Genomic DNA, 24,611 nt, shown 5'->3' with positions numbered 1-24,611 from the left:
AAAATTCACAGCAAAAGAAAATCTTTAACTTCCCGAAACCACTGAGGCGTTTTTTCATCACGATGCAGGCGACTATAAGCTTCTGCAAGCCTCACTTTAACACTAGGCATTTTAAGGAAATTAGCCACTGCCTTTCTTTCAGAATCTCGCCAATCGAATGCAAGACCAGATGGCAAAGAGTCATCATTAATCGACATACCATCTATTAAATCCAAGAAATCAGGCGTGCCAATTTCTCGAGCGACTTCTCTCATTGAAAGCAAAAAAACCTCAGCATCTAAGGAGTCCTCAATCTCGGTAGGTGGAGATACCTTGCTATTAGTGATAGAAACTAGTTTTGTACATCCTTCTTCTGAGTCATTAAGAAGCCTTCTAATTCTAATTGATGGTATTTTATCTCTCGCCTCATAAAACTCATGTTCTTCGTCAGTGTCCAGTAAGAAATAGATTCTTCCTTTCACATCGGATCTTTCATCTAGAAGAGCCAGATAAATATAGGTGTAGAACTTCTTAACCATTGGAGCTCCGGAAACAGGGAGAATAACCAATTTCTCCCCACCACCGCAGAAACATTCTAAATATATCTTATCAGACACACCCTCGCATATAATCCACTTGTACTCCCCACCCATAACAGACGAAATAACAGACTGCACCAAATCATTTATGCCTTTCAGCTCTATGTTTGATGGAAGACTACCTTTTGTTTTTGCCCTCAATTTAGATATATCGTCCCTAAATCTCTTTAGATTCAACAGATAATTTTCATTTCTTCCACCAGAAATATAAGTAGCAGAGCCATTTGAAACAATTGGCATAAAACCATACCAGTGAGTAGTCAACATAACCTGAACATGGTTCTCAGCTATGTATCTTAGCTTTTCAAATTGCGGAAAACATGAAGCTGTGTGCAATGAAATCTCAGGCTCATCAACTGCCAAAATAACCTGCGCCCTCCTCTCCTCACTTGCACCCGTTAAAAATGCTTTTGCAATATCTATAATTGCTCGACGCTTTTCCCCAGAACTCAAGTCATAAATAGGAGTCTGAACACCGCCCTCTGCTATTAAATTTAGAACCTTTGAACTAAAGTAGGCCTCAATAACTTTAGACGCAAAATGAGTCTGGTTAAATAAATTCTGCTTTCTCGCCGGTTTCTTATACTCATAATTTTCAAGCCGAGATGAAACTGAATCCATGAAAGAATTGAGCTGCTGGTTGATTTCTCTAACTTGGTGATCAGATATAAAATCCCTAACGACTTCCTCAACCTTCTCTCCCATAAGCGCCTGAACTGTCTCACCTTCAATCTTAGTGTATTGTCCAAAATCTATATCAGAAGGCAGATAAATGTAATTATACCCATTCTTCACAAATCTAAACGAAGCTTGGCAGTACTCATCCAAGTCGATCCCTACCTCATCATTTAGTCTAGCAGAAAAATCCTCAATGCTCTCAAAAACAGACAAGGTGAATCCTTGCGAAGTTTTTGAGAGCTTTTTAATACCTATAGGGACAATGAAATAATCTTCTGACGAGTGCTTTTTTGACAAATCATCTCTATGCTCACAAAATAACTTTGCTACAGCCGCATGAGAAGAGATAAAGTCTTCCGCCTCAATCTGCCAAACTATATCGCTGACCACCTCTAAGTACTTATGCAAATTGCTTGACTTATGAACCCTTCTCTTTTCTACCAGAAACACAGGACATATATAAGGCTCCCGCTCAGAGAACCCTTTTTCTAAAACATTATGATTTAGCGTCCACTCCGTGTCATTAAAAAAAGAATCCAGCGCCTCTAGCACGGAGCTTTTCCCAACTCCATTATCTCCTATGAAAGAGGAAAAAAAGTGCCATTAGAGACAGGTATATAATTTATAGACCTGTAAGTTTTATAATTCCTAAGAAATATTGAAACTATCATGTTCCCCTCTCATTCTTATGACCTGCCACTATCTGCGCCCACCAATTAAGAAAACAAAGATTATTAATTTCCTACACCCGCCCCCGGATCTCTTGGTTTTGGCGGCACGATACATAATTTATGTCCAACTGATAGGACCAAGCATATTTCTATTCCATCTCACGAGTCAACAGAGTCCAACGAAAGGGGATCACATCCGTGCGGGAAACCGCATCTCTACCTTTCTCATCCGCAAGAAAGCAAAGTATGTCTCTGTCCTGAAATGATTGCAGCCTAGGCCCTGGTGGACATGGTGATCTCTTTCGCCAATTCCTTAGCCAAATACTAAGGCTCTTCACCCTCAGCTTTGAATTCAATTTTCGGCGGTAACTCGCTCATCGCATAGTGAACAAACTGCTGTCCAAGCCCTGTAAGCTCATAGCCTTCGTTTTCGTCAAATGCCGACACTGGCGGTTTTGGGCCACTTCCCCTGGGCCTTCTCTGTGAGGGCTTTGATACGAAATTCCCGAACCGATCTACCTCTCTATGCTGACGTATGATGCTGCCCGTACTTAAATCACGGAATAGTAGTTTGTACAAATCAGCATCAGCTGAGTCTTCTCGTACAGGCCCCTTACCAATTTTTCGCCATATTTCACCGCGAGTTATGCCACCACTGTTATAGATTGCCCCAATAACTTGGAAGTGCATTTCTGAATATTGGCTGATCCAGTCAATGTACATGCGCACGACATCATCGCTGGAAACTGAAGTAGCTGCCGCATTGGACAGAATGTTACGAATATAGACTCGTTTCTCTTCGCTTTCAGCACCAGCCCATTCGCGGAAAGTCTTCTTTACCAGCGATTGATATTCCTTGCTTTCAACTCGTGATGCAATTGATTCATCCTGGAGGTCAAGACGAGCCATAATTTCAATGATAGTCTCTTCCTTCTCCTTCAGCTCATCCTGAAGCATTCGTACCCAGTGCTCGAAAAAACGATTTACCCTCTCCTGCTCCGCTTCGGACCATGCACCGGCTATAGCCGAAAACACGCCGCCAGCAAAAGGGACCGCCCCGCCTATCGCTTGAAGCGCTCCTCGTGAGTACTTTGCCACCCTTTTGCCTTTCGGAATTTCCTCACTTGGGTTGTATTCATCCGACATACTCATATACCTATAGCCTTGACGCTTTTGGGTAAGCGGCCGGAACAAAGCGCAGCGGGCTATCCCTAGCGTACGGTTGTGTCGTCCTGTGTCTTTGCGTTTCAGCCTAGCACTTGAGCATGGCTTTTCCCATGCGCAGGATCACGCAACCCTAAACAAAGCAAAGCCCTAGGGAGACGGGTAGCAGACCTCCCCCAACCTCATCAACCGGAAGAGCGGAAAGTACGCCCGCGCCGAAGTGGTAGCCTGCCTCCACTCTGGTGGTCAGGGTGAAACTATCAAAATTTCGGAATTCATCCAGTGTTCCGCGGGTTATCGCCGCTCACGCCCTGCTTGGCTCGTCGATCTCTTCCCAGCGCACGCCATGCTGCGGCAAGAGCGCTGTCGGGGACCAGATGAAGCCATGCGGCGGGGCGAGTATCTGCCTTGCCCGCATGGGGCGGTAACCCGGCGCTTCCTTGGTGCCGAAGCCGAGCTCGCCGGTCATGTGGATTTCGCTGACCACATGCAGCGGAGTACCCGGGGCGATGGTGTAGAGGAAGTAGCGCTGGGCCGCGTCAGGCAGGTCTTCGACCATGGCGGGATCGAAGGTCTCGACGGTGGCGAGCGCCTGGGATTGCAGCCAGGCCCAGGCATTGTCCATCGCGCGGTTATCGGCCAGGCGCCAGGCCTGCATCGCCAGGACGGCTATCAGTACCAGCGCCAGCAGCAGGCCAGCGGCCATTCCCACGTACGCCATTCGGTTTCTCCTGCGTTTCACCTGGCGCTCTTCCTCTCGTCAGTGCGGCGAGAAAGCTCAGCGTACCGGGTAGAACGCGAGAGGCGGCTTATAGACCAAAGGTTTCCTTTACCTTCGCTTCGAACGCCTTGTCATCCATCTCCCTGCGCATTGGCACGAACAGTTCCGCCTCCTGGCCGACCTTGACGGCGATTTCGCTATCCTCATTCTCGATGATGTCCTTCACCGCCTGCGCGATGGGCTGGGGGTCAGGGCCTTCATTGATGGCCTTGGCCACGATCGGCACGAAATGGGCCACCAGCTCCTTGTAGGGAGAGTCGTCACCGGTAGTTTGGCTGTTGGCGACAAGCCCTTTTTTGACGAAATTGGTGCCAAACAGACCGGCAAGGACGGAGTGAACCCGTATTCCGAAAGGCGCCACCTCGAATCTCAAGGAATCGGTGATCCCTTCCACCGCGTATTTGCTGGCATTGTAATGCGAGAGCAGAGGCAGCCCCATCCTGCCCAGGAAGGAAGAGATATTGACGATAACGCCGCTACCCGCCTTTCGCATATGGGGAAGAACTTCTCTGGTCATCTTGATGAGACCAAAGACATTCACATCGAATTGCTTGAAGATTTCTTCATCGGTGCCTTCTTCAAGGGTGGCAAGAAGACCGAAGCCTGCATTATTGACCAACACATCGATCTTTCCTTCCTTCTCGATAACGTGCTGAACGGCGCTCTGAATCGAGGCGGTATCCTGCACATCGAGAGACACGGTATTCAGCTCGAGACCGCGCTTGCCCGCCTCCTCCATCAGTTCCTGGCTGTTACTCCTGACGCCGGCATATACGGTATAGCCCTGCTCGGCGAGCAGCAGCGCCGTTGCCTTGCCCATGCCAGATGCCGCGCCGGTGATCAAAACGGTCTTGTTCACAATGCAATCCTTTTTCTGAGTTGTCAGGCAGTACCCGAGACATTCCCTTGCAGTATGGAGAAGCAGGATTGAAAGAGAATTGCCGGCGCGCAGGGATCGGTGGTTACCGGGATAATTGTGCGCCTTCCTTGATCCCGGTCAGCGCCACGCCCTTGGGCAGGGCGATATGGACGCCAGGTTCAGCAGGTGGCCTGGCCGTTGCGATGCGATGTCCCAGGCCTTGTGGCCGAGTTCCATGAACGCCGAACCGCCGCAAGGGCTTGCGGCGGATTGCGTTCAGGGGGAGCCCTAGCTGTCCGAAAACTGCCGACGCCAGCGGTTTTCGATCGTGTCGAGCTCGGCCGGGCCGTAACGGGCGACACCACCCCCGCTGTAGTGTGCCCAGAGTTGATCGCCGTAATCGTAGTGCCACCACTCACTCGGCAGGTTGGTAAACCCCGCTACATGCATCACGTGGTAAAGCAGGCGCCGATTATTTCGAGCCTGCCGCTGCGCCGCGCTCGGTGCCTTCAGCGTCTCGAAGTGATCGGTATGCGAGGCCGGAATGGCTTCGTCGAATTGCGTGCCCATGTCGAGGGGCATGCCGTCGGCATCGCAGAGGGTGACATCCACGGCGCCCCCGGTTAGATGCGGGCTCGGTGCCAGCGGATCGCGACTCGGCAGCGACACGAACTCACGCGTACGCACCATGAGCTCACCCTCGTCGAGAGACGGATGATGGTGGTGGATCGCTTCATGCAGCGTATCGAACAGGTACTGCTGCACGCGCCACGGCCTCCAGCCATCGAGCACCACCATGCCCATTCCCTCGGGTAGCCGCCGGGCGGCCTGAAGCAGCGCCCGATAGACCCCTTCGCGCACGAAGCACTCGGGCACGGCGCCGGGGATGCCCAAGCGTGCATAGGCGGGAAATACCTTGATGGGTTCGGGTGCGAGGCTCATCGGAATGAGACGCTCACCGCATTCGGTGATCGGGAGCGCCGACACACGCTCCCACTCGGGAGCGTCCAGGCTGGGGACTCTGGGCAATGGGGCGCCGTCGGCAGTCGAGGAGTTGGAGGTCGGCATGGTCTTATCCAAGGACATTGGGCAGCCACAAGGTGAGCGGCGGGAACAGAATCAGCAGCAGTTGGACCGCGATGGCCGTCAACACGAACGGCCAGATGGTCCGAAACAGCGAGACGATCTCCAGCCGGCTGACTGCCGCTGCCACGAACACGCAGGCCCCCATGGGTGGCGTGATCAGGGCGATGGTAATGTTGAGCGTGATGACGATGCCCAGATGCACGGGGTCGATCCCGGCCATCATGGCGACCGGCGCAAAGATCGGCGTGAGCAGCATCAGCGACGAGACCTCTTCCATGAACATCCCGGTGATGAAAGTGATGCCGCTGAGCATCAGCAGGATCAAGAAGGCGTTATCGATATAGGGCGAGAGCAGCGTGACGAACTGCGCCGGCACCTGCGCGTAGGAGAGTAGCCAGCTGATGGTGGCCGATGCCGCCATGATCAGGAAGATCGCCGAGGTGAGACGCGAGGTATCGACAATCGCCTGCCAGAACTGAGGCAGCCTGAGCCCTCCCAGCACGATGCCACACAGCGCGACATACAGGGCGGTCAAGGCACCCGACTCGGTCGGTGTGACAAAGCCCATGACGATGCCCGCCACAATGATGAATGGCGCCACCAGCGCCGGCAGGGCGGCGACCGCTGCCAGACCCAGTTCCTTGGCCTTTGGCAACTGGCCGCGCTTCGGCAGGCCCTTGCGCCACGCATACCAGGCGTTCATTGCCATGAACGCCACTCCCAGCAGCAGGCCCGGGATCACCCCGGCCAGGAACAGGTCCCCCACCGAGGTATTGGTCAGCGACGCGTAGAGAATCATGAAGATACTGGGAGGAATGATGGGCCCGATCAGCGAGCTACCCGCCGTGAGACCAGCCGCGAAGGCGCGCGAGTAGCCTTCCCGCTCCATGGCCGGTACCAGCAGCGAGCCCAGCGCCGAGGTGTCGGCCACCGCGGACCCATTGACGCCGGCAAAGAACACGCTGGAAACGACGTTGACGTGGCCCATGCCCCCGCGGAAGTGCCCCACCAGCAGGCGGGCCAACCCCATCAGACGCTCGGTCAGCCCGCTGACGTTCATCAGGTTACCCGCCAGGATGAACAGTGGAATCGCCATCAGCGAGAAGACATTGATACCCCCGAAGTACTGCTGGGGCATCATGCGCGGAATCATGCTCGGGTCGACGAAGAGGAAGCCGACCAGCGCCGTCGTGAGCAGTGCAATGAACAAGGGCAGGCCGAGCAGCACATGGCCCAGAAATACCGCCAGCATGGTCAGGATCATGACGAGGCGTCCTCCGTTGCGACCCGCAGGGGAGCGGGGCCGTACCAGAGCACATGCCAGGCCAGCAGGACAAAACCGATGGGCAGCGACATGAGCGGTACCGTGCGGCTTACACCCAGCCCCGAGGTGGTAAACATGCTGACAGAGTGGGCGTAGCGGTAGCTGACCCAGGCGCCACCCAGCGCAATGCCAAGGGTCAGCAGCCACTGGTAGATATTCAGCAGGCGAGTCAGCGCAGGCGGCAGCAGTCGCTCGATCAGCGCGACACGCATATGACCGCCCTCTACCCAGACAGCACCGGCGGCGAGCATGACGGTGCCGATGATGAGAAACCGGGCGAGCTCATCGGTCCAGATCGGTGCGCCACCGGCGAAGTAGCGCATGAAGACGCCATAGAGGATGACGCCCAGGTTGATCAGCAGCAGGCTGGCAGCGATTGTCAGCGACAAAGGTCGGCTGATCGCCAGCACGCGATGGCGCAGTGACGACATGGAAACGTCCTGTGGTGAAAAGGGGCCGAGTGCCCGGCCCCGAAGGAAACCCGCTGGAATCAGTCGGTCAGGTCGCTCATGCCGGCATCCTCGAGCGCCATGTCGATCCAGCGCTGCTCGATGCCACGATCGGACAGCCACTCCAGGTAGGCCGGCTGGCCAATGTCACGGAAGGCTGCCAGGTCGTCCTCGGAGGGGCGGATCACCTCCATGCCCTGCTCTTCGAGGAAAGCGATACGCTCCTCCACCTGCGACTCGTTGTGAACGCGGGCGTTTTGGTTCGCCTCGGCAACGGCTTCCATGAAGGCATCCCGCACGTCGTCGTCCCAGCCTTCGATCATCTGGCTGTTGCCGACCAGGAACTGGTTGGAGTACTGGATGTTGGCCAACGTCAGGTAGTCCTGCACCTCGTAGAGGCTGCCCAGGATGATGTACATCGGCGGGTTCATCTGGCCGTCGGCCACGCCGGTGCGCAGCGACATGTACACTTCGGTCCAGGGAATCGGGGTGCCAGATGCCCCGAAGGATTCGTACAGGGCGACCTGGCTGGGATCCATGGCGCGGAAGCGCAGGCCCTCGAATTCATCGGGATGGGTGATCGGCTTCTCGTTATTGGTAAAGGCCAGGAAGCCCCCCTCCTCTACCACCGCCAGCATATCGACACCGGCACGCTCCTTGAGCGTCGCCTCGATCTCACGCCAGTAATCGCCCTCATCGAAGAAGGCACGAGCGTCGTCGAAGTCATCGAACAGGAACGGAATCGCACTGACGAAAATTTCATCGACCAGCGGAGAGACGCCTGCGAACGACGCCACGTTCAGCTTGGGCGTATTCATGGTCTGCTCCATGCGGTCCTCTTCTTCCCCCAGCATGCTGTTGGGATAGAGTTCCAGCAGGATTTCGCCATCGGTCTTGTCTTCCACCAGCTCCTTGAGGTTGGCGGCAAAGACGTGCACGGCGTTCTTGTCGGGATCGGGTGCGCCGTTGTAGCTCAGGTTGATGGTGGTTGCGGCCATGGCCTGGCCGGTGAGCAGCGCGCTGCCCAGCAGGCAGGCAGATGCCAGGGCAGTCAGCGAAAAGCGCTTTGAGGATGTCATTGGGTATCTCCTTGTTATTGGTAAAGACATTACGGAAGCACTGCATAAATGTCTGCGCGTGCGAATCACTGCGTTGCGCGGTGCTGGTGCGCCAGCCCGGTCGAAATCCTCACCTATACCCCATAGGCTCCGGCTTCTGTGCTCCGTGCGCCTTGTGTTTCATCCCGCTCGCCGATTCATTCAGCACTTCCTTAGCAGGGTATGGATTGATCCGTTGACTATGCAATACCCAAAGCGTTGTTAAAAAAGCAACGATCAGGCCTGCTCGGCCAACAGCCTTGGCGCATCGCCGCGGAAGAACCGCATTCCCTGGCTAAGGTGGGTCAGGCAGGTTTGGGCGGCCACGCTCAGTTCGCGTCCGTCCAGGCTCACGATCTGGGCACGCGCCTCGCTCATGATGGGATACGACAAGGGCAGATGCCGAATTTCATCGCGCTGAATTTCATCCACCACCGTCAGTTCCGGCATGAAGGTCACCCCGATGCCGGAGCGAACGAAGTTTTTCAGCACCGCCACCGAATTGGTATGCAGCCTGGCCTTGAGGTGCACACGCTCCTGATGGGCCACCATGTTGACCATCTGGCGCATCCCGAAGGGATTGTCCATCAGGGCCAGGGGCCAGTTCGCCAAATCCCGTAACGATAGAGGGCGAGTCAGTTCCAGGAGTGGGTGGTCGGGGGGAACGATCAGATCCAGGGGCTGACGCGTCTCGACATGACAGTGAAGCGATGGATCGACGGGCGGGGCATAAAGCAAGGCAAGGTCCACCTCGCTGTCCTTCAGCAGCGACATGGCCTCATTGACACCGGCCATGCGGATTTCCACTTCGATGCCGGGAAAGGCGTTCATGAAGGCATTCATCGGGGCGTCGATGAGATCAGCAATAAAGCCTTCACCAACGGCAATGCGCACCTCACCACGCGCCACGCCCTGCAAGGCAACCAACTGCGATAACACCGCCGCCTCCGCAGAGCGCTGCGCGTGAAAATGCTGCACCAGCAGCTTGCCGGCTGCCGTGGTACGCATGCCGCCGCCATAGCGCTCGCATACCCGCACGCCCAGGTCTTCCTCGAGCTGCTTGAGCTGGCGACTGATGGCGGAGGGATCGATATTCAGGTGGGCAGCGGCACGTCGCAACGAACCGCGCCGAATCACTTCGTTCAGGTAGGTAAGCGCACGGGGATTCAGCATGAAGGACCTTCCTGGCAACGGTGTGGGGTTGAGCACGCGGTTGCACTCGACTGCAGCTTACCCTATCCCAAGATCCTCGCTCTGTGGCGACCATCATCAGGGCAGCCATGCCACCGCCACCAACCTCGGCGTTGTCGTGTCATGACTACGCAGGCCGGAGACATTTCCCGCCCTGCGCTTATTTGGCCAGCACCGAGACTCCAGTGTCACCGTGACCGCAACACTTCGGCATGGCGACGAAAGTTCTTTGCCGCGACAAAGAAGGCTCTGATGACAGGATCCTGAGACTCGACCAGGCGAAACACCGACTCTGGACACGGCGGGCCCATACCGGTCACGGCAATGCGGTGAATGGCGTCGGTGCGTCCTGTGCCATGGCGCCACATAAAGCCAACCCCCAAGCGGTTGGCCACTGCCTCATAGACGCCATCGCGTGTATCCAGCACTAGCCTGGCGCGTGGCTTGAGCCCGGCTTTGCGGAAAGCCGTATCGACGAGCGCTTGTGTCGATGAACCACGACTGCGAAAGATCAATGGGACCTGCATCAATTGCTCGCAATCAATGCGGGAGAATCGCGAGATCGGATCATCGGGGTGGGCAATGGCCACCACTTCCTGATGAATCAGAGTTTCGCGAACGAAGCGTTCATCCGGTGGGACGTTCGGCAATACACCAATATCCAGTTGTCCCTCTACCACACCTTGGATGATGTGGGCGAAGTCACTGAGCGTCACCGATAGGTTCACCTGTGGGTATTCACGCTGGAACGCCGCGATCAATGCCATTCCCGGCATCGAGTTGCCCAAGCCAACCCGCAGCTGTCCCGTATGGATGGAGTGGCGACGCTCTAGCAGTCGCGCGGCCTGCTCCTCCAGGGCATCGATTTTCTCGGTGAGACCAATGAGCTCCTCACAGAAGGAGGTGGGTGCCAGGTAACCGTCCCTCCGTTCGAAGAGCGCTGCGCCGCAATGCCGCTCCAGGCTCTTTACCTGCTGCGCTATCGCCGGTTGGCTCACGCCAGCATGGCGAGCAGCAGCAGCGTAGGAGCCGCTGATCAGAACGGCATGGAGGGCGCGACGAGCAGAGCTGGAAAGTTTCATGGGGTACCCCTAACAGAAGTTCTACTCACCACAAGAACAGCTTTTGTTTGCAACAATATTGTCAAAGCTTGACTTCAACCTGCCTGGGTAAGCCCAACGACTGGAGCGCAACCCTTGCAGGCGAATGTTTCCCCCTCGGCAGCAGATACGCCGCCTTCTCAACACCCTGATGTCACGGATCCGCGCTGGCAGGCGATTCTCTGTGACCTTGATGGTTGTCTGATAAGCGGTGAGCTGCCGCTGCCAGGTACGCAGGCACTCTTTCAGCGACTGGGCGACCGCCTCTGGATCGTCTCCAACAACTCCACTGATACACCCGCAAGCCTGGGGGCCAGACTGCGCGGTATGGGGCTGGCGATTGCTGATGAGAGACTGATATTGGCCGGCGTGGAAGCCATCGACGATCTTGCCCGGCATAAACCAGGGTCCCGCGTCGCGCTGTTTGCCAGCCAAGCGCTGGTCGCCCATGCCGAGTCCCAAGGGCTAAAGATTACGCAACGCTGCCCGCAAACGGTGCTGCTCTGCCGTGACACCGGCTTCGACTATGCCGCCCTGAGAAGGATCATTGGCTACCTCGAAGGGGGCGCCAAGCTACTGGTAGCCAATCCTGATGTCAGCCATCCCAGCCTGGATGGCCCCCCTGTCCCTGAAACCGGTGCGCTGCTGTCTGCGATCTGCAGCGTCCTGCCCCGGCAAGACTTTCGAGTGATCGGCAAGCCGGAGCGACACCTGTTCGACGTAGCGCTTACCCGCGCCGGCGTGCATGCCGGTCAGGCAATGATGATCGGTGACAACGTCATGACCGACGGAGCCGGCGCCCAGGCACTCGATATCGCCTTTCTTGAGGTCATGCCAAATGCCGGGCTCGGGCAAATATTGGGAGGGGCATCGTGCTGAGATTCTTGATCATGCGCATCGTAAAGATGGCCATCACCCTGTTCGTGGTCGTGACGGTGGTGTTCTTTGCCACTCGATTGTCGGGCAACGCCATCGACTTTATCGCTGGCGAAGGGCTGGATGCCCAGAGCCGCTCGGAACTGATCGCCTACTATGGCCTGCGCGAGGATGTTTTCACACAGTACTGGCGCTACCTGAGAGGCATGACCGAGGGAGAGTTCGGACTCTCCTTCACTGAGCGACGCCCGGTTACACAGGTGTTCTGGGAACGCATCGGCCCTACGCTGCAGCTCATCGGCGGCGCCATTCTGATGACCCTGGTTGTCGCCATTCCTGCCGGGGTCTTTGCCGCCGTGAGGCGCCGCAGCACGTCTGCCCAGAGCGTGATGACGCTGGCATTCCTCGGCTATGCCACGCCGAATTTCGTGTTGGCCACGCTGATGTTGCTGGTCTTCTCCTATTGGCTGCAGATCCTGCCCAGTGCCGGCAACAGCACCTGGGCGCACTACCTGATGCCGGTCACGGCACTGTCGCTGACCTATATTGCCGCACTGATTCGCTATACCCGCAACGCCACGCTGGATGTGCTGGGGCAGGACTATCTACGCACGGCGCGCGCCAAGGGCATGTCGGAGCGTGAAGTGATCGTGCGCCATGTCTTGCGCAACACCCTGATCACGGTGCTGTCGGTATTCGGCCTGATGGTCACAGCCCTGGTCTCCTCCGGCGCTGTGGTCATCGAGAGCATCTTTTCCTGGCGGGGGATCGGCGACCTCCTGGTGCGAGCAGCGATCCGTCGTGACTACCCGGTATTGCAGTTCGGTGTGCTGGCGGTGGCGGCCGCCGTGGTGGTGATCAACACCCTCATCGATATCGCCTATGCGCTGGTTGATCCCCGCGTGCGTCTGGGAGCGCGAGTCTCATGAAGCGAATCGCCAAGTATTTTTTTCACGCACAAACTTTTTGGTCCGATGCCACACCGCTGGTACGTCTGGCCATTGTCGTCGGCCTATTGTTGCTAGGGGCCACGGCCTTGGCCCCCTGGCTGGCTCCCTTCGACCCGAACCAGCAAACGCTTCTCGCTAGGTTAAGTCCCCCCGTGGGCTTCGAGGGTGCCGCCATGGGCCATTGGCTAGGCACAGATGAGTTAGGGCGCGACATCTTCTCGCGTGGACTGCACGCACTGCGCATCACCCTGGGCATCGGCTTGGGTGGGGCTTCACTCGGGATGCTGCTGGGGCTGGCACTGGGATTGGTTGCCGGCCTCAAGGGCGGCTTGATCGACGACCTTGTTGCCGGTGCCATCGATATCCAGATCGCCGTGCCCTTCACCCTGCTGGCCCTGTTGGCAGTGGCAATCTTCGGCGGCGATCTGCTGGTGCTGATCATCGTATTAGGTATCGCCGGTTGGGAAACCTTCGCAAGGGTGGTGCGCGGTGAAGTCATCAAGCTACGCAACCAGCCGTTCATCGAGTCAGCCCTGGCCGCCGGCGCATCTCCCTGGCGTATCGCTACCCGTCACCTGCTGCCCAACCTGGTATCACCACTGGTGGTGATGTTCGCACTCAGTTTTTCGCAGATCGTGCTTCTCGAATCGACGCTCTCCTTCCTCGGTTTGGGAGTTCGTCCGCCCACCGCCACGCTCGGCAGCATGGTAGGCCAGGGGCGCGACTACATGCCAAGCGCTCCCTGGCTGGTGATAGTCCCTTCGCTGCTCATCCTGCTCGTCACCCTGGTCGTGCAGCTGATCGGCGATTTCCTGCGTGACCGCGCCGATATTCGGCTGCGCCAGCGCTGAATCAACTGCAAGTGCCGTCTGACACATTCAGCTCAAGTCGTCCCAAGAGGTCATCATGAAGAAAGTACTGATAGGTACCATCGCCGCCGCCACCTTGGCGGCTCAGCCCGCCCTGGCGCAGGAGCTGCGCGTCGGCGTTCAAAACATGAATAACTACCTCGATCCTGGCAGCGATCACTCCAATGCCGGCTCGCAATACTACTACAACAGCTTCGACACCCTGATTGACAGAGACCACGACGGTTCGGGTGACTTCGCCCCCGGCCTGGCTACCGACTGGGAAATCGTCTCTCCACAGATGATCGAGTTCACGCTGCGTGAAGGGGTCAAGTTCCATGACGGCTCGGAGATGACGCCAGAGGACGTGGTGTTTTCCCTGAACCGCATGTTTTCACCAACCTATCCACCTTACCTGGTACGCAAGCGCGACCGCCTTGGCAATTTTACCCGTGCCGAGGCCACCGAGGATGGCAAGGTACGTGTCTACACGGCCAAGCCGGAGCCGATCTTCGAGACGCTGCTGTCGATGCAGCAGACCATGATCGTGCCCAAGGATTACCTGAGGGGCCTCACCGGTCACCCCGAGGTCGATGAAGTGTCGGACTACGAGGCGTTCGGTCTTGCACCGGTGGGAACCGGCCCCTACCGGATCGCCGAATTCGTACCGGGAGAGCGTATCGTCTACGAACGCTTCGACGACTTCTGGGGCGAGCCGGCCCCCTATGAGCGGGTCATCGCTTCGCGTATTCCCGAAACGGTCAGCCGGGTCACCGCGCTGCGCTCGGGTGAAGTGGACATGATCACCAACCTGGCACCCGACCAGTTGGACTTGGTCGACAACGACCCCAGCCTGAAGACAGCTGGCTCGGTGACACCGCTCTTCCATGTCATGATCATGAACGTCAACCACCCCGAGCTGGAAGACCCGCGCATTCGTCGAGCGCTAAGCCTGGCCATCGACCGCGACCTGCTCAATGAGTCGCTATGGGGAGGCATGGCCGAAGTGCCCTCGACGCACACCATGCAGGAATTTGGCGAGCTCTACATGCCGGAACTCGAGACCTTTCGACATGACCCCGAGGAGGCACGCCGCCTCCTCGACGAAGCTGGCTACGACGGTGCCACCATCACCTACGACACTCACTCCGCCTACTACACCAATGGCCTGATGGCCGCTCAGGCGATCATGGAGATGTGGGATGCCGTGGGCGTCAATGGCGAGATCAACGTGATCGAATCGTGGACGGGTTGCACACCGGAGTTGATGACCCGCAACTGGTCAAACCCCATGTACTTTGCCGACCCGTTTGGCTCCTTCGGCGTGATGTGGGGGCCGGATGGGCCTTCGGAGAGCTGCGATCGCTTCAATACCGATGAGGCTTACCAGGAGACCTGGGAACGCTTCCGTTTTTCAGACTCTGTGGAAGAGCGCCGCAGCGCCTATGCCGAGCTGATGGAGCGTATCGAGCAGGATCCGCCGGTGCTGCCGCTCTATCGGCCCTATGAGGCATGGGGCATGCGTGAGGGCATCGATTGGCAGCCACTGCCGAGCCATATCCCCTACGTGCTGGACTTCCGGGCTGGCCGAATCACTCCGGCCTCGAACTGAACCCCCAAGTTGAATGGCGCGCCGTCCAGGAGGCGGCGCGCCTCATAGGAGATCCATCATGGCTCTGCGACTGGCCGTCGTCACCGATATTCATCATGGTCCCGACACGCGTACCAAGTGCGGAAATGCAGCGCTTGGCCTCACACGCGACTTCGTCGAAGCAGTCAACGCCCTGCAGCCGGATGCCGTCGTCGAACTCGGCGACCGTATCTCGGATGTCGATCCCGAAACCGACCGCCGCCTGGCCAATGAAATTGCCGAGGTACTGACGGAGATTCGCTGCCCACGCTTCCATGTCAACGGTAATCACGACCTGGAGAACCTGTCGGTTGCTGACAATGCCGAGATTCTCGGCCAAGCACTGGATCATCAAGTCGTCGCACTGGGCGAGTGGGACTTGGTGCTATGGCGTGCCGATCCGCGTCTACATTCGGGTGGGAAGAGACATCTGGCCCTACCCGATGGGGATATCGCGTGGCTAGCCGAGACGTTGCAGCGAGCTCAGCGTCCGCAGCTTGTCGTCAGCCATATCCCCGTTGCACCAAACCCACCGGTAGGAAACTACTATTTCGAACGCGCACCTCACCTGAGCGCCTACCCGGAGTCAGCCCAAGTGCGTGACATTATGGCCTGTGCCCAGGTACCCATCGTGCACCTCTCGGGGCACGTGCACTGGAATGCCGTCACTCAGGCGGGGGGTGTCTTCTATCTCGCCCAGCAGTCGCTTACTGAAAGCTTTACGACCCTGGGCAAGCCTGCTGGCGCCTGGGGATGCCTTGAGCTTGGCGACAGCGTGAGCTGGCAGGTATATGGCGAAGATCCGTTGAGCGTAACATTCACGCCACCTGCAAGTCGCTGGTTCAAGCCGCTACAGCCCGAATCCCATTGGTCTTCAGCGCAGGCGATATCATGAAAGCCCCGCTACTTGACGTCTCGAACCTGCATATCTGCTTCGGTGAACATCAAGCGGTAAAAGGGCTCGATTTCACCCTGCACCGTCATGAGACCCTGGCATTGGTCGGCGAGTCGGGGTCGGGGAAGTCGGCCACCGCTCTGGCGATCCTGAGGCTGATCGAACATGAGGGCGGCAGCATTACCCAGGGGCGCATCAGATTGTTCGGCGATGAGACACATGATCTCACTGCACTCACCGACAAGCAGATGCAAGCTATCCGCGGGCGACTGGTGTCCATGGTCTTCCAGGAGCCGATGACTGCGCTCAACCCGGTCATGACCATCGGCCAGCAGCTATTCGAGGCACTAGGAAAAGAACAAGCGATTACCCACAGGGCATTGCAGCGCCTGGCCATCGAGTCACTTGAGCGCGTAAAGGTGCCCCACGCCGCCCAGCGGCTCCGCCAGTACCCCCATGAACTCTCGGGCGGGCAGCGTCAACGCGTACTGATTGCCATGGCACTCGCCGCCAAGCCGAGCTTACTGATCGCCGACGAACCCTCCACCGCCCTGGACGTGACCACCCAAGCCGAGATTCTTGCGCTGCTGCGCCAGCTCCAGGAAGAGACCGGCATGAGCGTGCTTTTCATCACCCATGATATGGGCGTTGTGGCGGAAATAGCAGACCGTGTGGTAGTGCTCAAGGACGGTCACAAAATCGAGGAGGCCTCGGTTTCTGCGCTATTCGACACGCCACGCGAGCCTTACACACGCCTGCTAATGGAAGCCGCGCCACGCCTTGGCGCCGGGTCGCCAGTCCCACCGAAAGAGTCAGCGCCGGTACTGGACGTTAGTGATTTGGTGACGATCTTTCCGAGCCGACGTCCCCACCCTTTCGCGCCACGTCAAGAGGTGCGTGCCGTCGATGGCGTCAGCCTGCATATCGGCCACGCAGAAACCTTGGGCTTGGTAGGTGAGTCGGGGTGCGGAAAGTCCAGCTTGGCGCGCTCGATCCTGCGTCTTACGCCGATACATGCAGGTGCCATTCGACTCGATGGTCGCGATGTCTCCCTCCTGAAGGGGCGCCATCTGCTGCCGATGCGTCGCGCAGTGCAGATGATTTTCCAGGACCCTTTTGCTGCCCTCAATCCCCGATTACCGGCCTGGAACCTGGTGACCGAGCCCGCACTGATCCATGGCCTGGTGAAAGAGCGCGAACGCCGGGACCTGGCAGTGACACTGCTGGAAGAGGTGGCGCTGGGTAGCGAACACCACGAACGCTACCCACATCAATTTTCAGGGGGGCAGCGCCAGCGTCTATGCATTGCCCGAGCACTCTCCGTCCGGCCACGGCTGATCATTGCCGATGAGCCGGTGTCAGCGCTGGATGTATCGATTGCCAAGCAGGTCACCGAGCTTCTGCAGGAGCTTCAGCAGCGCCTGGGATTATCGCTGCTCTTCATCACACATGACGTTGCGGTCGTTGAACGAGTAAGCCACCGCCTCGCCGTGATGCTTGGCGGCCGTATCGTCGAGACTGGCTCAACGAGTCAAGTGCTCGCGTCCCCGCAACACGACTATACCCGGCAACTGATCGAGGCAGTTCCTCATGTTGAGCCTCGCCGACAGGCTCCTCGCAGCCCTATGCTCTCTGCCTTATGACCAGCGCACTTTACTTTCGCAGCCCAACCTGTCAGCCGCCCAGAGAGGAGAACTCAATGGCTCGGGAACGACCCGTTGGGCAGCATCTCCCACGCGACTCAGGAGGGTAGTACTACTTCAGCGCGAGGCTTGCGGAAACTTGGGCAGCCCATCGGCAAGCTCGAACCACGAGACCCAGGCGTGGTAGCGCTTGTTAGGCGATATCGGCGTATCCAGTGTGCCCAGCCGTAGCCGCTTGGCTTCGGGCCGGTCGTCGCGGGCACTGTAGATCGGGCTGCCGCATTCGGCGCAGAACACCCGCGCCTTATCCGGCGTGGCGCGGTACTCCTTGAGGTATTCCGCGCCCTGGGTGATGCGGAAGTCGGCCGAGCGGATCGGCGCCACGGCGGCGAAGGCCGAGCCCTGGGCCTTCTGGCACTGCTTGCAGTGGCACATCGAGACTTCTTCAATTTCTCCGCTGACTTCGTAGCGGACCTTGCCGCACAGGCAGCTTCCCTTGAGCATCGGCGTCTCTCCCCGGTGGCTTTCGATGACGATACCCTTTTCAGGCAAAGGTGGCGCCTTCGTACGCCACACTGCGAAGGCTGGCGATGCTGAGTGGGCTTCTAGGCGCCTCAGCAATAACTTCGCTATTCATCGATCTTGGTCAGCGCCGAGTCCTTGTGCATGGCGATGTGATCGGTCTTGTCGCTCTTGATCTCGTACTGCGGTTCCTCTTCGCTGGCATGGCGCTTGTGTCCCTTGTACTCCGTGTCCTTGGTATGCACGCGGATGATCTTCCCGCTGACGTGCCCCGCCTCGGAGTTCCATTTGACGTGGTCGCCTACCTTGAAGCGCTTGGCCATGGTTCGCCTCCCATCACTAATGAACGGTTCACCGTGCTGGTAGCATAGCCCAGCGAATGGCGGTGATCTTGCCCCTCATCGGCGAAGGTGTCATCGTCAAACGGTCACCATTGGCCGCCTGACCGCAAGGAGCAATATTGTGTTCATCGCCATGAACCGTTTTCGGGTCAATCCCGAGAGAGTGGAGGAGTTCGAGCAGATCTGGCTGGAGCGGGAGACCCACCTGCAGGGCCTGCCCGGTTTCGTCGAGTTTCATATGCTGCGCGGCCCCGAGAATGAGGATCACGTGCTCTACGCCTCTCACACCATCTGGCGCTCGCGCGAGGACTTCGAGGCCTGGACGCACTCCGAGGCGTTCCGCGCAGCGCATGCCAACGCCGGTAAGAGCAAGCGCGAGGGGCTCTACCTGGGCCCGCCGAACTTCGAAGGGTTCGAGGTCATCCAGACGGTCGGCAACGCGAGCGATGCCTGAGGCTCAGGTGAGGATCGAAGCATGAGCGCGGCTCAGCACACGCCGCCGCTGACGCAACTGGGCGGCCGCGACATTCTCTTCGTAATGGCGGCCGAGGCCGAATACGGGCGCCATCTCAAGCAGCGTTTCACACCGCGCATAAGTGGCGTGGGCCCCGTGGAGGCGGCCGTCGAGGTTACCGCTGCCCTTGCCGCCCTCGCACAGCAAGGGCGCCTGCCGGATCTGGTGGTGTCGCTGGGCTCGGCCGGCAGCCGGGTGCTGGAGCAGACCGAGATCTATCAGGCTACCTCTGTTTCCTATCGCGACATGGACGCCACGCCGCTGGGCTTCGAGAAGGGCGCCACGCCCTTTCTCGACCTGCCGGCGACACTTCCGCTGCCGCTGCGCATTCCCGGCATTCGCGAGGCCACACTATCGACCGGCGCCAATATCGTCTCGGGCTCGGCCTATGACGCCATCACCGCCGAGATGGTGGACATGGAGAGCTACGCCTGCCTTCGAGCCTGCATGCGCTTCGACGTGCCGCTGGTCGTGCTGCGCGGCATTTCGGACGGCAAGGCTGAGCTGCACCACGTGGACGACTGGACCGAGTATCTGCACGTCATCGACAAGAAGCTGGCCACCGCCGTCGACCGCCTCGGTGAGGCGCTCGCCGAGGGCCTGTTGGAGCGCTGAGCGCTAGCGGAATCAGGACGGCTGGATTGAGAAGAACGGCGACACTTGCATTACTCGCCTGCTTGCTGAGCTTTGATTACACGTAATTGCTCCAGCAACTCGGAGATATTGTCCTGGATGATGCTCCATACGGTATCGTCATCAATACCCAGATAGGCATGAATAAGGCGATTCCTGGTAGCAACGATCATCCGCCAGGGGATATCCGGATACTGCTGACGAACCTCATCGGGAATGCGGGTTGCCGCTTCGCCAATGAGCTCAAGATTACGCAACGTAGCGTCGTAGGTAAGGTCGTGGGCGGTGAAGCTATCCTGATCCAGGCCTTCCGTATAGGACAGGATTTTCTCGGCAAAGCCGATCATGTCAACGATGTAGAAGCGCCATTCGCGCATGCTGCGGGCTTCAGACACGAACAGCCTCACGCTCGACATAGGGCCTGAGTTCAGGACGTAGTGCCTTGTCAGTCACCAGATCCACTGGATGGCCCAGCAGGTCCTCCAGGTAGAACTGCACCCCGAAATAACGAGCCGAGGTCGCTGGGCCATCAAAGCTCACCAGGATATCGATATCGCTGTCTTCACGGGCCTCATCGCGAGACATGGAACCAAAAAGTGCCAACGAGGTTACGCCGTATTCGCTGGACAGCGTCGTCAGGTGATCTCGTAATAGTTGCAAGGTCTTGGTTCTGTTCATGTCCCGATCCCTCAGAAACGTCGAGGTTTCTCTCTGGTCCAATTCACCTCTCTTGGCATAGCCTAACATGGGGTAGCGTAAGTCCCCAGCAGGTAGCCCTGCGCCTTGCGGACCCCGATGTCTCGCAGTGCTTCCAACTCGGCCTGCGTCAGGGTGCCCGGCTACATGAGGAGCGCCGATCACGACCTGGGGATGGTAAGGTTCGATGGAACCCTACCCAATGGCTCAGCGACCATGCCCCACGTCGACATCACCGTGATCTCCGATGCCATCTGCCCATGGTGTTTCATCGGCAAACGCCACCTCGATCTCGCCCTGGCCGAACTGCCCGAGGAATTCAGAGTATCGGTGGCCTGGCACCCCTTCGAGCTCAACCCCGACATGCCCGCCGAAGGCCTGTCACGGCGTGACTACCGCACCGCCAAGTTCGGCTCCTGGGAGCGCTCCCGGGCGCTCGACGCCCAGGTGGAGGCAGCCGCCGAACAGGCCGGCATCCAGATCCACCACGAACGCATGACGCGAACCCCCAATACCTTCGACGCCCACCGGCTGATCTGGCTCGCCGGGGAACATGGCGTCCAGTCGGCGGTGGTCAGCGCGCTCTTCCGGCGCTACTTCGTCGAGGGTGAGGATATCGGTGACAGTGCGGTACTGGCCAGCGCCGCCCGAGACGGCGGGCTAGCGGATATCGACATCCCCGCCTTTCTCGCCAGCGACCAGGGCCGGGCCGAGGTAAAAGCCGGCCTCGACGAGGCTCGGCGCCTGGGAGTGAGCGGTGTGCCCACCTTCATCTTCAACGGCACCACCGGCCTGTCGGGCGCCCAACCGCCCGAGGCACTGCGCCAGGCGATTCTCGAGGCGGCCGGCAGGGGTTGAAAGGCGGTCGTGGGTGGTGCTGCAGTGGGGTGGGCCCACCCGAATCAGGACGCCGGCTGCTGCTTGAGCCGATAAACGACTTTTTCCACGCGCCCTTCGTCGTCGGTGTAGGCAGCGAAGGCCTTGTAGTGGTCGAAGAAGGTCCCGGTGAAGAAGATCCACTCGTCGGGACGGACATTGACGATGTTGTCCAGCTTGACCTCGTCTTCATCGAAGAAGTCTTCACCGGTCAGTGTCATCAGCAGCGAGCGGAAGTCGCCGGCGGAGGCCTCGTCGAGGACGAAGTCGGGGTCGACCAGCCCTTCGAAGAACGGCAGATCCATGTCCGTGGAGGGCCGCTGGAACGGTACGAGCTGATCGCCGTCGCGGTAGAAGAAGGTTTCCCGTGTGCTGCGCCAGCCGCTGTCCTCGGAGCGCGAGGCAAAGGTAGCGTAGTCGTAGCGGTAGACGGTGTGCTGCACGATATCGTTGTTGTCGGGGGTCAGGGCCGGCTCCAGCTCCAGGCGGATATCATCGAGAAACAGTGCCCTGACCTCGGCCAGCTCCTCTTCGCTGACGGCAGGAGCGGACGCCTCCTCCAGGTCGTCGCTGCCCCAGTTGACCACCCGCATGGCGGCTTCGCGGTGAAGCTCGCCGATCTCCAGCGTCAGAGAAGCCTCGGCATTCTCGAGTGGCTGTCCCTGCATGTCGACAAGTCGGGCGTCGAACGCCAGGCTTCCTGCGAGAATGTCATCGGCGGGCCGTTCGAGTTCGAGGCTGCCGGTTTGCGTGAGTACTTCCGCATGGGAGTCGAACTCTCCCTCAAGCCGCTCGCCCAACAGCCCGACGACCATGAAGGTATCACCATCGACACTCTCGACGGTCGGCCCGACCAGGTGTGCCTCGCCCGCCACCATCTGCGTGCCCTGGTGGGGGGAAAGAACCAGGCAGAGGTGTTGCAGCTCGTCGCTTTCGCTCCTCAGGATGAGCTCCGTGGCGGCGACCATCCCGCTGCTGTCGCTGACGTTGAACCACCCCTGACCGTAGGCTCGCCAGTGCTCGCCGCGGTGTTCCCAGGCACCGGTGACGGGAGGCGCCATCTCGGGGTCGTCGCTATCGAGCATGGCCACCAGCGCTGCGTCATCGACCTCTTGCGGGGGCATCATGCACAGCGTGGGGTCTACCATGTCGAACAGCATGCCCGCGGGCATCCGTTCTTCGGGTTCGCTGCCACTGGCTTGTGCCATCCCCGCCGCCAGAAGGCCGGCTCCCATGAAGCGGGCTGTCCACCCGGGGCGTGCAAGGCAATAGCCTGAAAACGGCATCCTATTCCCTCCTTGTTCGTTGTAACGCGCGATGCTCGGCGGCAGCGCACTGAACCCCAGCCTATCAGCACGCTCGCCGGCATCCCCCGTTCAACCGAAGGGGATCAAGTGCCCTGCAAACGGCTCCCCACACTTGTGCGGACGTGGCATCAGGATGCCGGGAATTTGGCCTCAAAGGCCTCCACCAGCTCGCGCAATTCCCGCGTCAGCCGCGCCAGTGTCTCGCTTCGCAGCGACTCAGGCAGGCCACCATGGAAGGCTTCGGCCATGGCGCCCGCCATGCATGCCTGGGTGTCGGCATCGCCGCCAAGCGATACCGCATTGCGGATGGCCGCCTCGACGCTGTCGGCCTCCAGGAAGGCGAGGATCGCCGGCGGCACCGAGCCCTGGCAGGAGACATCAAAGCGATAGTTAGGTCGGATCTCGTCCAGGGCTTGGGAGAGGTCATAGCCGAAGCGCCGCTCCACCTCGGCACGCAGGCTCGCCTTGTCGGCGCCCTGGCGCGCCAGGAAGATTACCGCCGCCACCGCCTGGGCGCCGCGGATGCCTTCGGGGTGGTCGTGGGTGACCTCGGCGCTGCGCCTGGCCAGGCTTAGCGCCTCCTCCAGTGACGTGGCGGCGAAGCCCACCGGGGGCACCCGCATGGCCGAGCCGTTACCCCAGCTGTAGTAGGGCTGCCGATCACGGCTCGCCGCCCAGCGCATGAAGCCGCCGCCGAAGCCGGCGTTTGGATAGCGATGGAAGTAGTCATGGAAGGCATCGACGAAGTCGCCGCCGTGCAGCAGTACCTCGGCGACTGCCACGCAGAGCACGCTGTCGTCGGTGAAGGTGCTGTGCGGCGTGAACAGCGGAAAGTCGCGGTGCTTGGTGCCGCTTCCCTCGTGTACCGAGCCGATGATATCGCCGGCGATGGCGCCGAGCATATTGGCCTCCTCGAGCGCGTGCTTACGGTATGGCTCCTGACCGGGATCTATCCTTATGCATAGCGGGACAGTCACCACCTCGTCAACCGGGCCTGTCTCCGGTTAGATTCCTCTCGAGTGCATTCGTCCCTGCCCGCGTCCATTCGCCAACGACACCCCGGAGCTCATCCATGTCTCGCGCTATCGAAATCCCTGCTGCCGACGGCACCATCGATGCTTATATCGTCACGCCCGGCAATGCCGACGGCCCCCTACCGGCCGTGGTGCTGTTCACCGATATCGGTGGCCTGCGCCCGTGCTATCACGAGAAAGCCCAGCGAATCGCGAACAACGGCTATGCCGTGTTGATGCCCAACGTCTACTACCGCGATGCGCGCGGCCCCGTCGTACCGGCGGGCAAGTCGTTCCGCGACTCGGACGTGCGACCGACACTGTTCGAGTATGCTGGCCACCTGACGCCCGCGGCGCAATCGCGTGACTTCGTCGCCTTGCTGGCGTGCATCGATTCCCAGGCCGAGTTCGCCGGCGGCAAGCTGGGCGTGGTCGGCTACTGCATGACCGGGGCCTTCGCACTGCGCATGGCGGCCGAGCACCCTGACCGCGTTGCCGCCGCGGCGGGTTTCCACTCGGCCCGGCTGGCGGAGGCCGACGACCCAGACAGCCTGGTCCAGGTGGTTGGCACCATCGAGGGGCGGGTCTATCTCGGCCACGCCGACAAGGATGAACTGCTGCCACCCGAGCAGATTGCCCGCATGGACGAGGCGCTGGCCGCAGCAGGCGTGCATTTCACCACCGAGCTCTACAAGGGCGCCGCCCACGGCTTCACGGCCAAGGACGCTCCTTCCTTTGACGCAGCCGCCGACGACCTGCATCACAAGCGGCTGGCCCTGCTCCTGGCGGAGACGCTGTAACAAGCCTTCCCTTTGACTAAGGAGGTCGGCAAGGCCAGACCAACCTTCATCAAGCTCGACGACGACACAGTAGTAGTCTTGACCATTCG

26 protein-coding genes are annotated in these 24,611 nt (G+C 59.2%); 10 read left to right on the top strand and 16 right to left on the bottom strand.

Annotated features, from left to right (window positions below; translation table 11 throughout):
* Nucleotides 1-5: 5 nt before the first annotated feature.
* The 10 genes from DU505_RS15245 to DU505_RS15200 form a co-directional block, all read right to left on the bottom strand.
* A complete protein-coding gene (locus tag DU505_RS15245) occupies nt 6-1,838 on the bottom strand; it encodes an AAA family ATPase (protein WP_114479844.1) in 1,833 nt (610 codons plus the stop codon).
* A gap of 413 nt (nt 1,839-2,251) precedes the next feature.
* Nucleotides 2,252-3,073 (bottom strand): hypothetical protein, encoded by an 822-nt coding sequence (locus DU505_RS15240; RefSeq protein ID WP_114479915.1) that lies wholly within the window; start codon nt 3,071-3,073, stop codon nt 2,252-2,254.
* A gap of 322 nt (nt 3,074-3,395) precedes the next feature.
* Nucleotides 3,396-3,812: a DUF6544 family protein gene (locus tag DU505_RS15235; protein ID WP_220250806.1), complete on the bottom strand. Its 417-nt coding sequence runs from the start codon at nt 3,810-3,812 to the stop codon at nt 3,396-3,398.
* Between the two features lie 88 nt (nt 3,813-3,900).
* Nucleotides 3,901-4,731 (bottom strand): SDR family oxidoreductase, encoded by an 831-nt coding sequence (locus tag DU505_RS15230; RefSeq protein ID WP_114479843.1) that lies wholly within the window; start codon nt 4,729-4,731, stop codon nt 3,901-3,903.
* Nucleotides 4,732-5,019: 288 nt separating this feature from the next.
* Complete coding sequence (locus DU505_RS15225; protein WP_181872843.1) at nt 5,020-5,799, bottom strand: M15 family metallopeptidase; 780 nt, start codon at nt 5,797-5,799, stop codon at nt 5,020-5,022.
* 4 nt (nt 5,800-5,803) lie between these two features.
* On the bottom strand, nt 5,804-7,081 hold the full coding sequence (locus DU505_RS15220) for a TRAP transporter large permease (RefSeq protein WP_114479842.1): 1,278 nt from the start codon (nt 7,079-7,081) through the stop codon (nt 5,804-5,806).
* On the bottom strand, nt 7,078-7,572 hold the full coding sequence (locus tag DU505_RS15215; protein WP_114479841.1) for a TRAP transporter small permease: 495 nt from the start codon (nt 7,570-7,572) through the stop codon (nt 7,078-7,080). Before DU505_RS15215 ends, DU505_RS15220 begins: the two co-directional genes overlap by 4 nt.
* A 59-nt stretch (nt 7,573-7,631) precedes the next feature.
* Nucleotides 7,632-8,669, bottom strand: a complete 1,038-nt coding sequence (dctP, locus tag DU505_RS15210) for a TRAP transporter substrate-binding protein DctP (RefSeq protein WP_114479840.1) — start codon at nt 8,667-8,669, stop codon at nt 7,632-7,634.
* 255 nt (nt 8,670-8,924) lie between these two features.
* Nucleotides 8,925-9,860 (bottom strand): LysR family transcriptional regulator, encoded by a 936-nt coding sequence (locus DU505_RS15205; RefSeq protein ID WP_114479839.1) that lies wholly within the window; start codon nt 9,858-9,860, stop codon nt 8,925-8,927.
* A 206-nt stretch (nt 9,861-10,066) separates the two neighbouring features.
* Nucleotides 10,067-10,960: a LysR family transcriptional regulator gene (locus DU505_RS15200; RefSeq protein ID WP_114479838.1), complete on the bottom strand. Its 894-nt coding sequence runs from the start codon at nt 10,958-10,960 to the stop codon at nt 10,067-10,069.
* A 114-nt stretch (nt 10,961-11,074) separates the two neighbouring features.
* On the opposite strand from DU505_RS15200, the gene DU505_RS15195 reads away from it, so the two are divergent.
* The 6 genes from DU505_RS15195 to DU505_RS15170 are packed head-to-tail and all read left to right on the top strand — an operon-like array spanning nt 11,075 to nt 17,820.
* Nucleotides 11,075-11,857: an HAD-IIA family hydrolase gene (locus DU505_RS15195; RefSeq protein ID WP_114479837.1), complete on the top strand. Its 783-nt coding sequence runs from the start codon at nt 11,075-11,077 to the stop codon at nt 11,855-11,857.
* Nucleotides 11,851-12,783 carry an ABC transporter permease gene (locus DU505_RS15190; protein ID WP_220250804.1) on the top strand — a complete coding sequence of 311 codons (933 nt, stop codon included), beginning with the start codon at nt 11,851-11,853 and terminating at the stop codon, nt 12,781-12,783. Before DU505_RS15195 ends, DU505_RS15190 begins: the two co-directional genes overlap by 7 nt.
* Nucleotides 12,780-13,655 carry an ABC transporter permease gene (locus DU505_RS15185; RefSeq protein WP_114479836.1) on the top strand — a complete coding sequence of 292 codons (876 nt, stop codon included), beginning with the start codon at nt 12,780-12,782 and terminating at the stop codon, nt 13,653-13,655. Before DU505_RS15190 ends, DU505_RS15185 begins: the two co-directional genes overlap by 4 nt.
* 55 nt (nt 13,656-13,710) lie before the next feature.
* Entirely contained in the window at nt 13,711-15,264 is a 1,554-nt protein-coding gene (locus DU505_RS15180) for an ABC transporter substrate-binding protein (protein ID WP_114479835.1), read from the top strand.
* A gap of 58 nt (nt 15,265-15,322) precedes the next feature.
* Nucleotides 15,323-16,177: a metallophosphoesterase family protein gene (locus DU505_RS15175; protein ID WP_114479834.1), complete on the top strand. Its 855-nt coding sequence runs from the start codon at nt 15,323-15,325 to the stop codon at nt 16,175-16,177.
* On the top strand, nt 16,174-17,820 hold the full coding sequence (locus tag DU505_RS15170; protein ID WP_114479833.1) for a dipeptide ABC transporter ATP-binding protein: 1,647 nt from the start codon (nt 16,174-16,176) through the stop codon (nt 17,818-17,820). Before DU505_RS15175 ends, DU505_RS15170 begins: the two co-directional genes overlap by 4 nt.
* 117 nt (nt 17,821-17,937) lie before the next feature.
* On the opposite strand, the gene DU505_RS15165 is transcribed toward DU505_RS15170, so the two are convergent.
* The gene (locus DU505_RS15165; protein WP_114479832.1) at nt 17,938-18,324 is read right to left on the bottom strand and encodes a GFA family protein; all 387 of its coding nucleotides are present in this window, start codon (nt 18,322-18,324) and stop codon (nt 17,938-17,940) included.
* Between the two features lie 125 nt (nt 18,325-18,449).
* Nucleotides 18,450-18,665 carry a hypervirulence associated TUDOR domain-containing protein gene (locus tag DU505_RS15160; protein WP_114479831.1) on the bottom strand — a complete coding sequence of 72 codons (216 nt, stop codon included), beginning with the start codon at nt 18,663-18,665 and terminating at the stop codon, nt 18,450-18,452.
* A gap of 139 nt (nt 18,666-18,804) precedes the next feature.
* Between DU505_RS15160 and hmuQ the strand changes: the two genes are divergently transcribed.
* Complete coding sequence (gene hmuQ / locus DU505_RS15155; RefSeq protein ID WP_114479830.1) at nt 18,805-19,137, top strand: heme-degrading protein HmuQ; 333 nt, start codon at nt 18,805-18,807, stop codon at nt 19,135-19,137.
* A 21-nt stretch (nt 19,138-19,158) separates the two neighbouring features.
* Nucleotides 19,159-19,812: a 5'-methylthioadenosine/S-adenosylhomocysteine nucleosidase gene (locus DU505_RS15150; protein ID WP_114479829.1), complete on the top strand. Its 654-nt coding sequence runs from the start codon at nt 19,159-19,161 to the stop codon at nt 19,810-19,812.
* 50 nt (nt 19,813-19,862) lie between these two features.
* On the opposite strand, the gene DU505_RS15145 is transcribed toward DU505_RS15150, so the two are convergent.
* Complete coding sequence (locus DU505_RS15145; RefSeq protein ID WP_245947988.1) at nt 19,863-20,225, bottom strand: HepT-like ribonuclease domain-containing protein; 363 nt, start codon at nt 20,223-20,225, stop codon at nt 19,863-19,865.
* Entirely contained in the window at nt 20,218-20,508 is a 291-nt protein-coding gene (locus DU505_RS15140) for a nucleotidyltransferase family protein (RefSeq protein WP_181872842.1), read from the bottom strand. The genes DU505_RS15145 and DU505_RS15140 overlap by 8 nt, the downstream gene beginning before the upstream one ends.
* A 234-nt stretch (nt 20,509-20,742) precedes the next feature.
* Here DU505_RS15140 and DU505_RS15135 point away from each other — a divergent pair, with 234 nt between their 5' ends.
* A complete protein-coding gene (locus DU505_RS15135; RefSeq protein ID WP_114479828.1) occupies nt 20,743-21,384 on the top strand; it encodes a DsbA family oxidoreductase in 642 nt (213 codons plus the stop codon).
* Between the two features lie 44 nt (nt 21,385-21,428).
* On the opposite strand, the gene DU505_RS15130 is transcribed toward DU505_RS15135, so the two are convergent.
* Nucleotides 21,429-22,637 (bottom strand): DUF871 domain-containing protein, encoded by a 1,209-nt coding sequence (locus DU505_RS15130; protein WP_147273089.1) that lies wholly within the window; start codon nt 22,635-22,637, stop codon nt 21,429-21,431.
* A 200-nt stretch (nt 22,638-22,837) separates the two neighbouring features.
* On the bottom strand, nt 22,838-23,611 hold the full coding sequence (locus tag DU505_RS15125; protein ID WP_114479826.1) for an ADP-ribosylglycohydrolase family protein: 774 nt from the start codon (nt 23,609-23,611) through the stop codon (nt 22,838-22,840).
* A 170-nt stretch (nt 23,612-23,781) separates the two neighbouring features.
* Here DU505_RS15125 and DU505_RS15120 point away from each other — a divergent pair, with 170 nt between their 5' ends.
* Entirely contained in the window at nt 23,782-24,522 is a 741-nt protein-coding gene (locus tag DU505_RS15120) for a dienelactone hydrolase family protein (RefSeq protein WP_114479825.1), read from the top strand.
* Nucleotides 24,523-24,611 lie beyond the last annotated feature (89 nt).

The sequence above is a fragment of the Billgrantia montanilacus genome (genome assembly GCF_003336675.1).
Classification (GTDB): Bacteria; Pseudomonadota; Gammaproteobacteria; order Pseudomonadales; family Halomonadaceae; genus Halomonas; species Halomonas montanilacus.
The sequence above is the reverse complement of the archived record's forward strand: the minus strand, read 5'-3'. Positions and strand labels throughout refer to the sequence as shown.

Bases quoted from the DNA above. Each gene is read 5' to 3' on its own strand.
- DU505_RS15235 (WP_220250806.1), bottom strand. From the start codon at position 3,812: ATGGCGTACGTGGGAATGGCCGCTGGCCTGCTGCTGGCGCTGGTACTG.
- dctP (WP_114479840.1), bottom strand. From the start codon at position 8,669: ATGACATCCTCAAAGCGCTTTTCGCTGACTGCCCTGGCATCTGCCTGC.
- DU505_RS15180 (WP_114479835.1), top strand. From the start codon at position 13,711: ATGAAGAAAGTACTGATAGGTACCATCGCCGCCGCCACCTTGGCGGCT.
- DU505_RS15205 (WP_114479839.1), bottom strand. From the start codon at position 9,860: ATGCTGAATCCCCGTGCGCTTACCTACCTGAACGAAGTGATTCGGCGC.
- DU505_RS15220 (WP_114479842.1), bottom strand. From the start codon at position 7,081: ATGATCCTGACCATGCTGGCGGTATTTCTGGGCCATGTGCTGCTCGGC.
- DU505_RS15125 (WP_114479826.1), bottom strand. From the start codon at position 23,611: ATGCTCGGCGCCATCGCCGGCGATATCATCGGCTCGGTACACGAGGGA.
- DU505_RS15175 (WP_114479834.1), top strand. From the start codon at position 15,323: ATGGCTCTGCGACTGGCCGTCGTCACCGATATTCATCATGGTCCCGAC.
- DU505_RS15240 (WP_114479915.1), bottom strand. From the start codon at position 3,073: ATGTCGGATGAATACAACCCAAGTGAGGAAATTCCGAAAGGCAAAAGG.
- DU505_RS15150 (WP_114479829.1), top strand. From the start codon at position 19,159: ATGAGCGCGGCTCAGCACACGCCGCCGCTGACGCAACTGGGCGGCCGC.
- DU505_RS15170 (WP_114479833.1), top strand. From the start codon at position 16,174: ATGAAAGCCCCGCTACTTGACGTCTCGAACCTGCATATCTGCTTCGGT.
- DU505_RS15185 (WP_114479836.1), top strand. From the start codon at position 12,780: ATGAAGCGAATCGCCAAGTATTTTTTTCACGCACAAACTTTTTGGTCC.
- DU505_RS15225 (WP_181872843.1), bottom strand. From the start codon at position 5,799: ATGCCGACCTCCAACTCCTCGACTGCCGACGGCGCCCCATTGCCCAGA.
- DU505_RS15200 (WP_114479838.1), bottom strand. From the start codon at position 10,960: ATGAAACTTTCCAGCTCTGCTCGTCGCGCCCTCCATGCCGTTCTGATC.
- DU505_RS15140 (WP_181872842.1), bottom strand. From the start codon at position 20,508: ATGAACAGAACCAAGACCTTGCAACTATTACGAGATCACCTGACGACG.
- DU505_RS15130 (WP_147273089.1), bottom strand. From the start codon at position 22,637: ATGGGAGCCGGCCTTCTGGCGGCGGGGATGGCACAAGCCAGTGGCAGC.
- DU505_RS15160 (WP_114479831.1), bottom strand. From the start codon at position 18,665: ATGGCCAAGCGCTTCAAGGTAGGCGACCACGTCAAATGGAACTCCGAG.
- DU505_RS15135 (WP_114479828.1), top strand. From the start codon at position 20,743: ATGCCCCACGTCGACATCACCGTGATCTCCGATGCCATCTGCCCATGG.
- DU505_RS15165 (WP_114479832.1), bottom strand. From the start codon at position 18,324: ATGCTCAAGGGAAGCTGCCTGTGCGGCAAGGTCCGCTACGAAGTCAGC.
- DU505_RS15215 (WP_114479841.1), bottom strand. From the start codon at position 7,572: ATGTCGTCACTGCGCCATCGCGTGCTGGCGATCAGCCGACCTTTGTCG.
- DU505_RS15120 (WP_114479825.1), top strand. From the start codon at position 23,782: ATGTCTCGCGCTATCGAAATCCCTGCTGCCGACGGCACCATCGATGCT.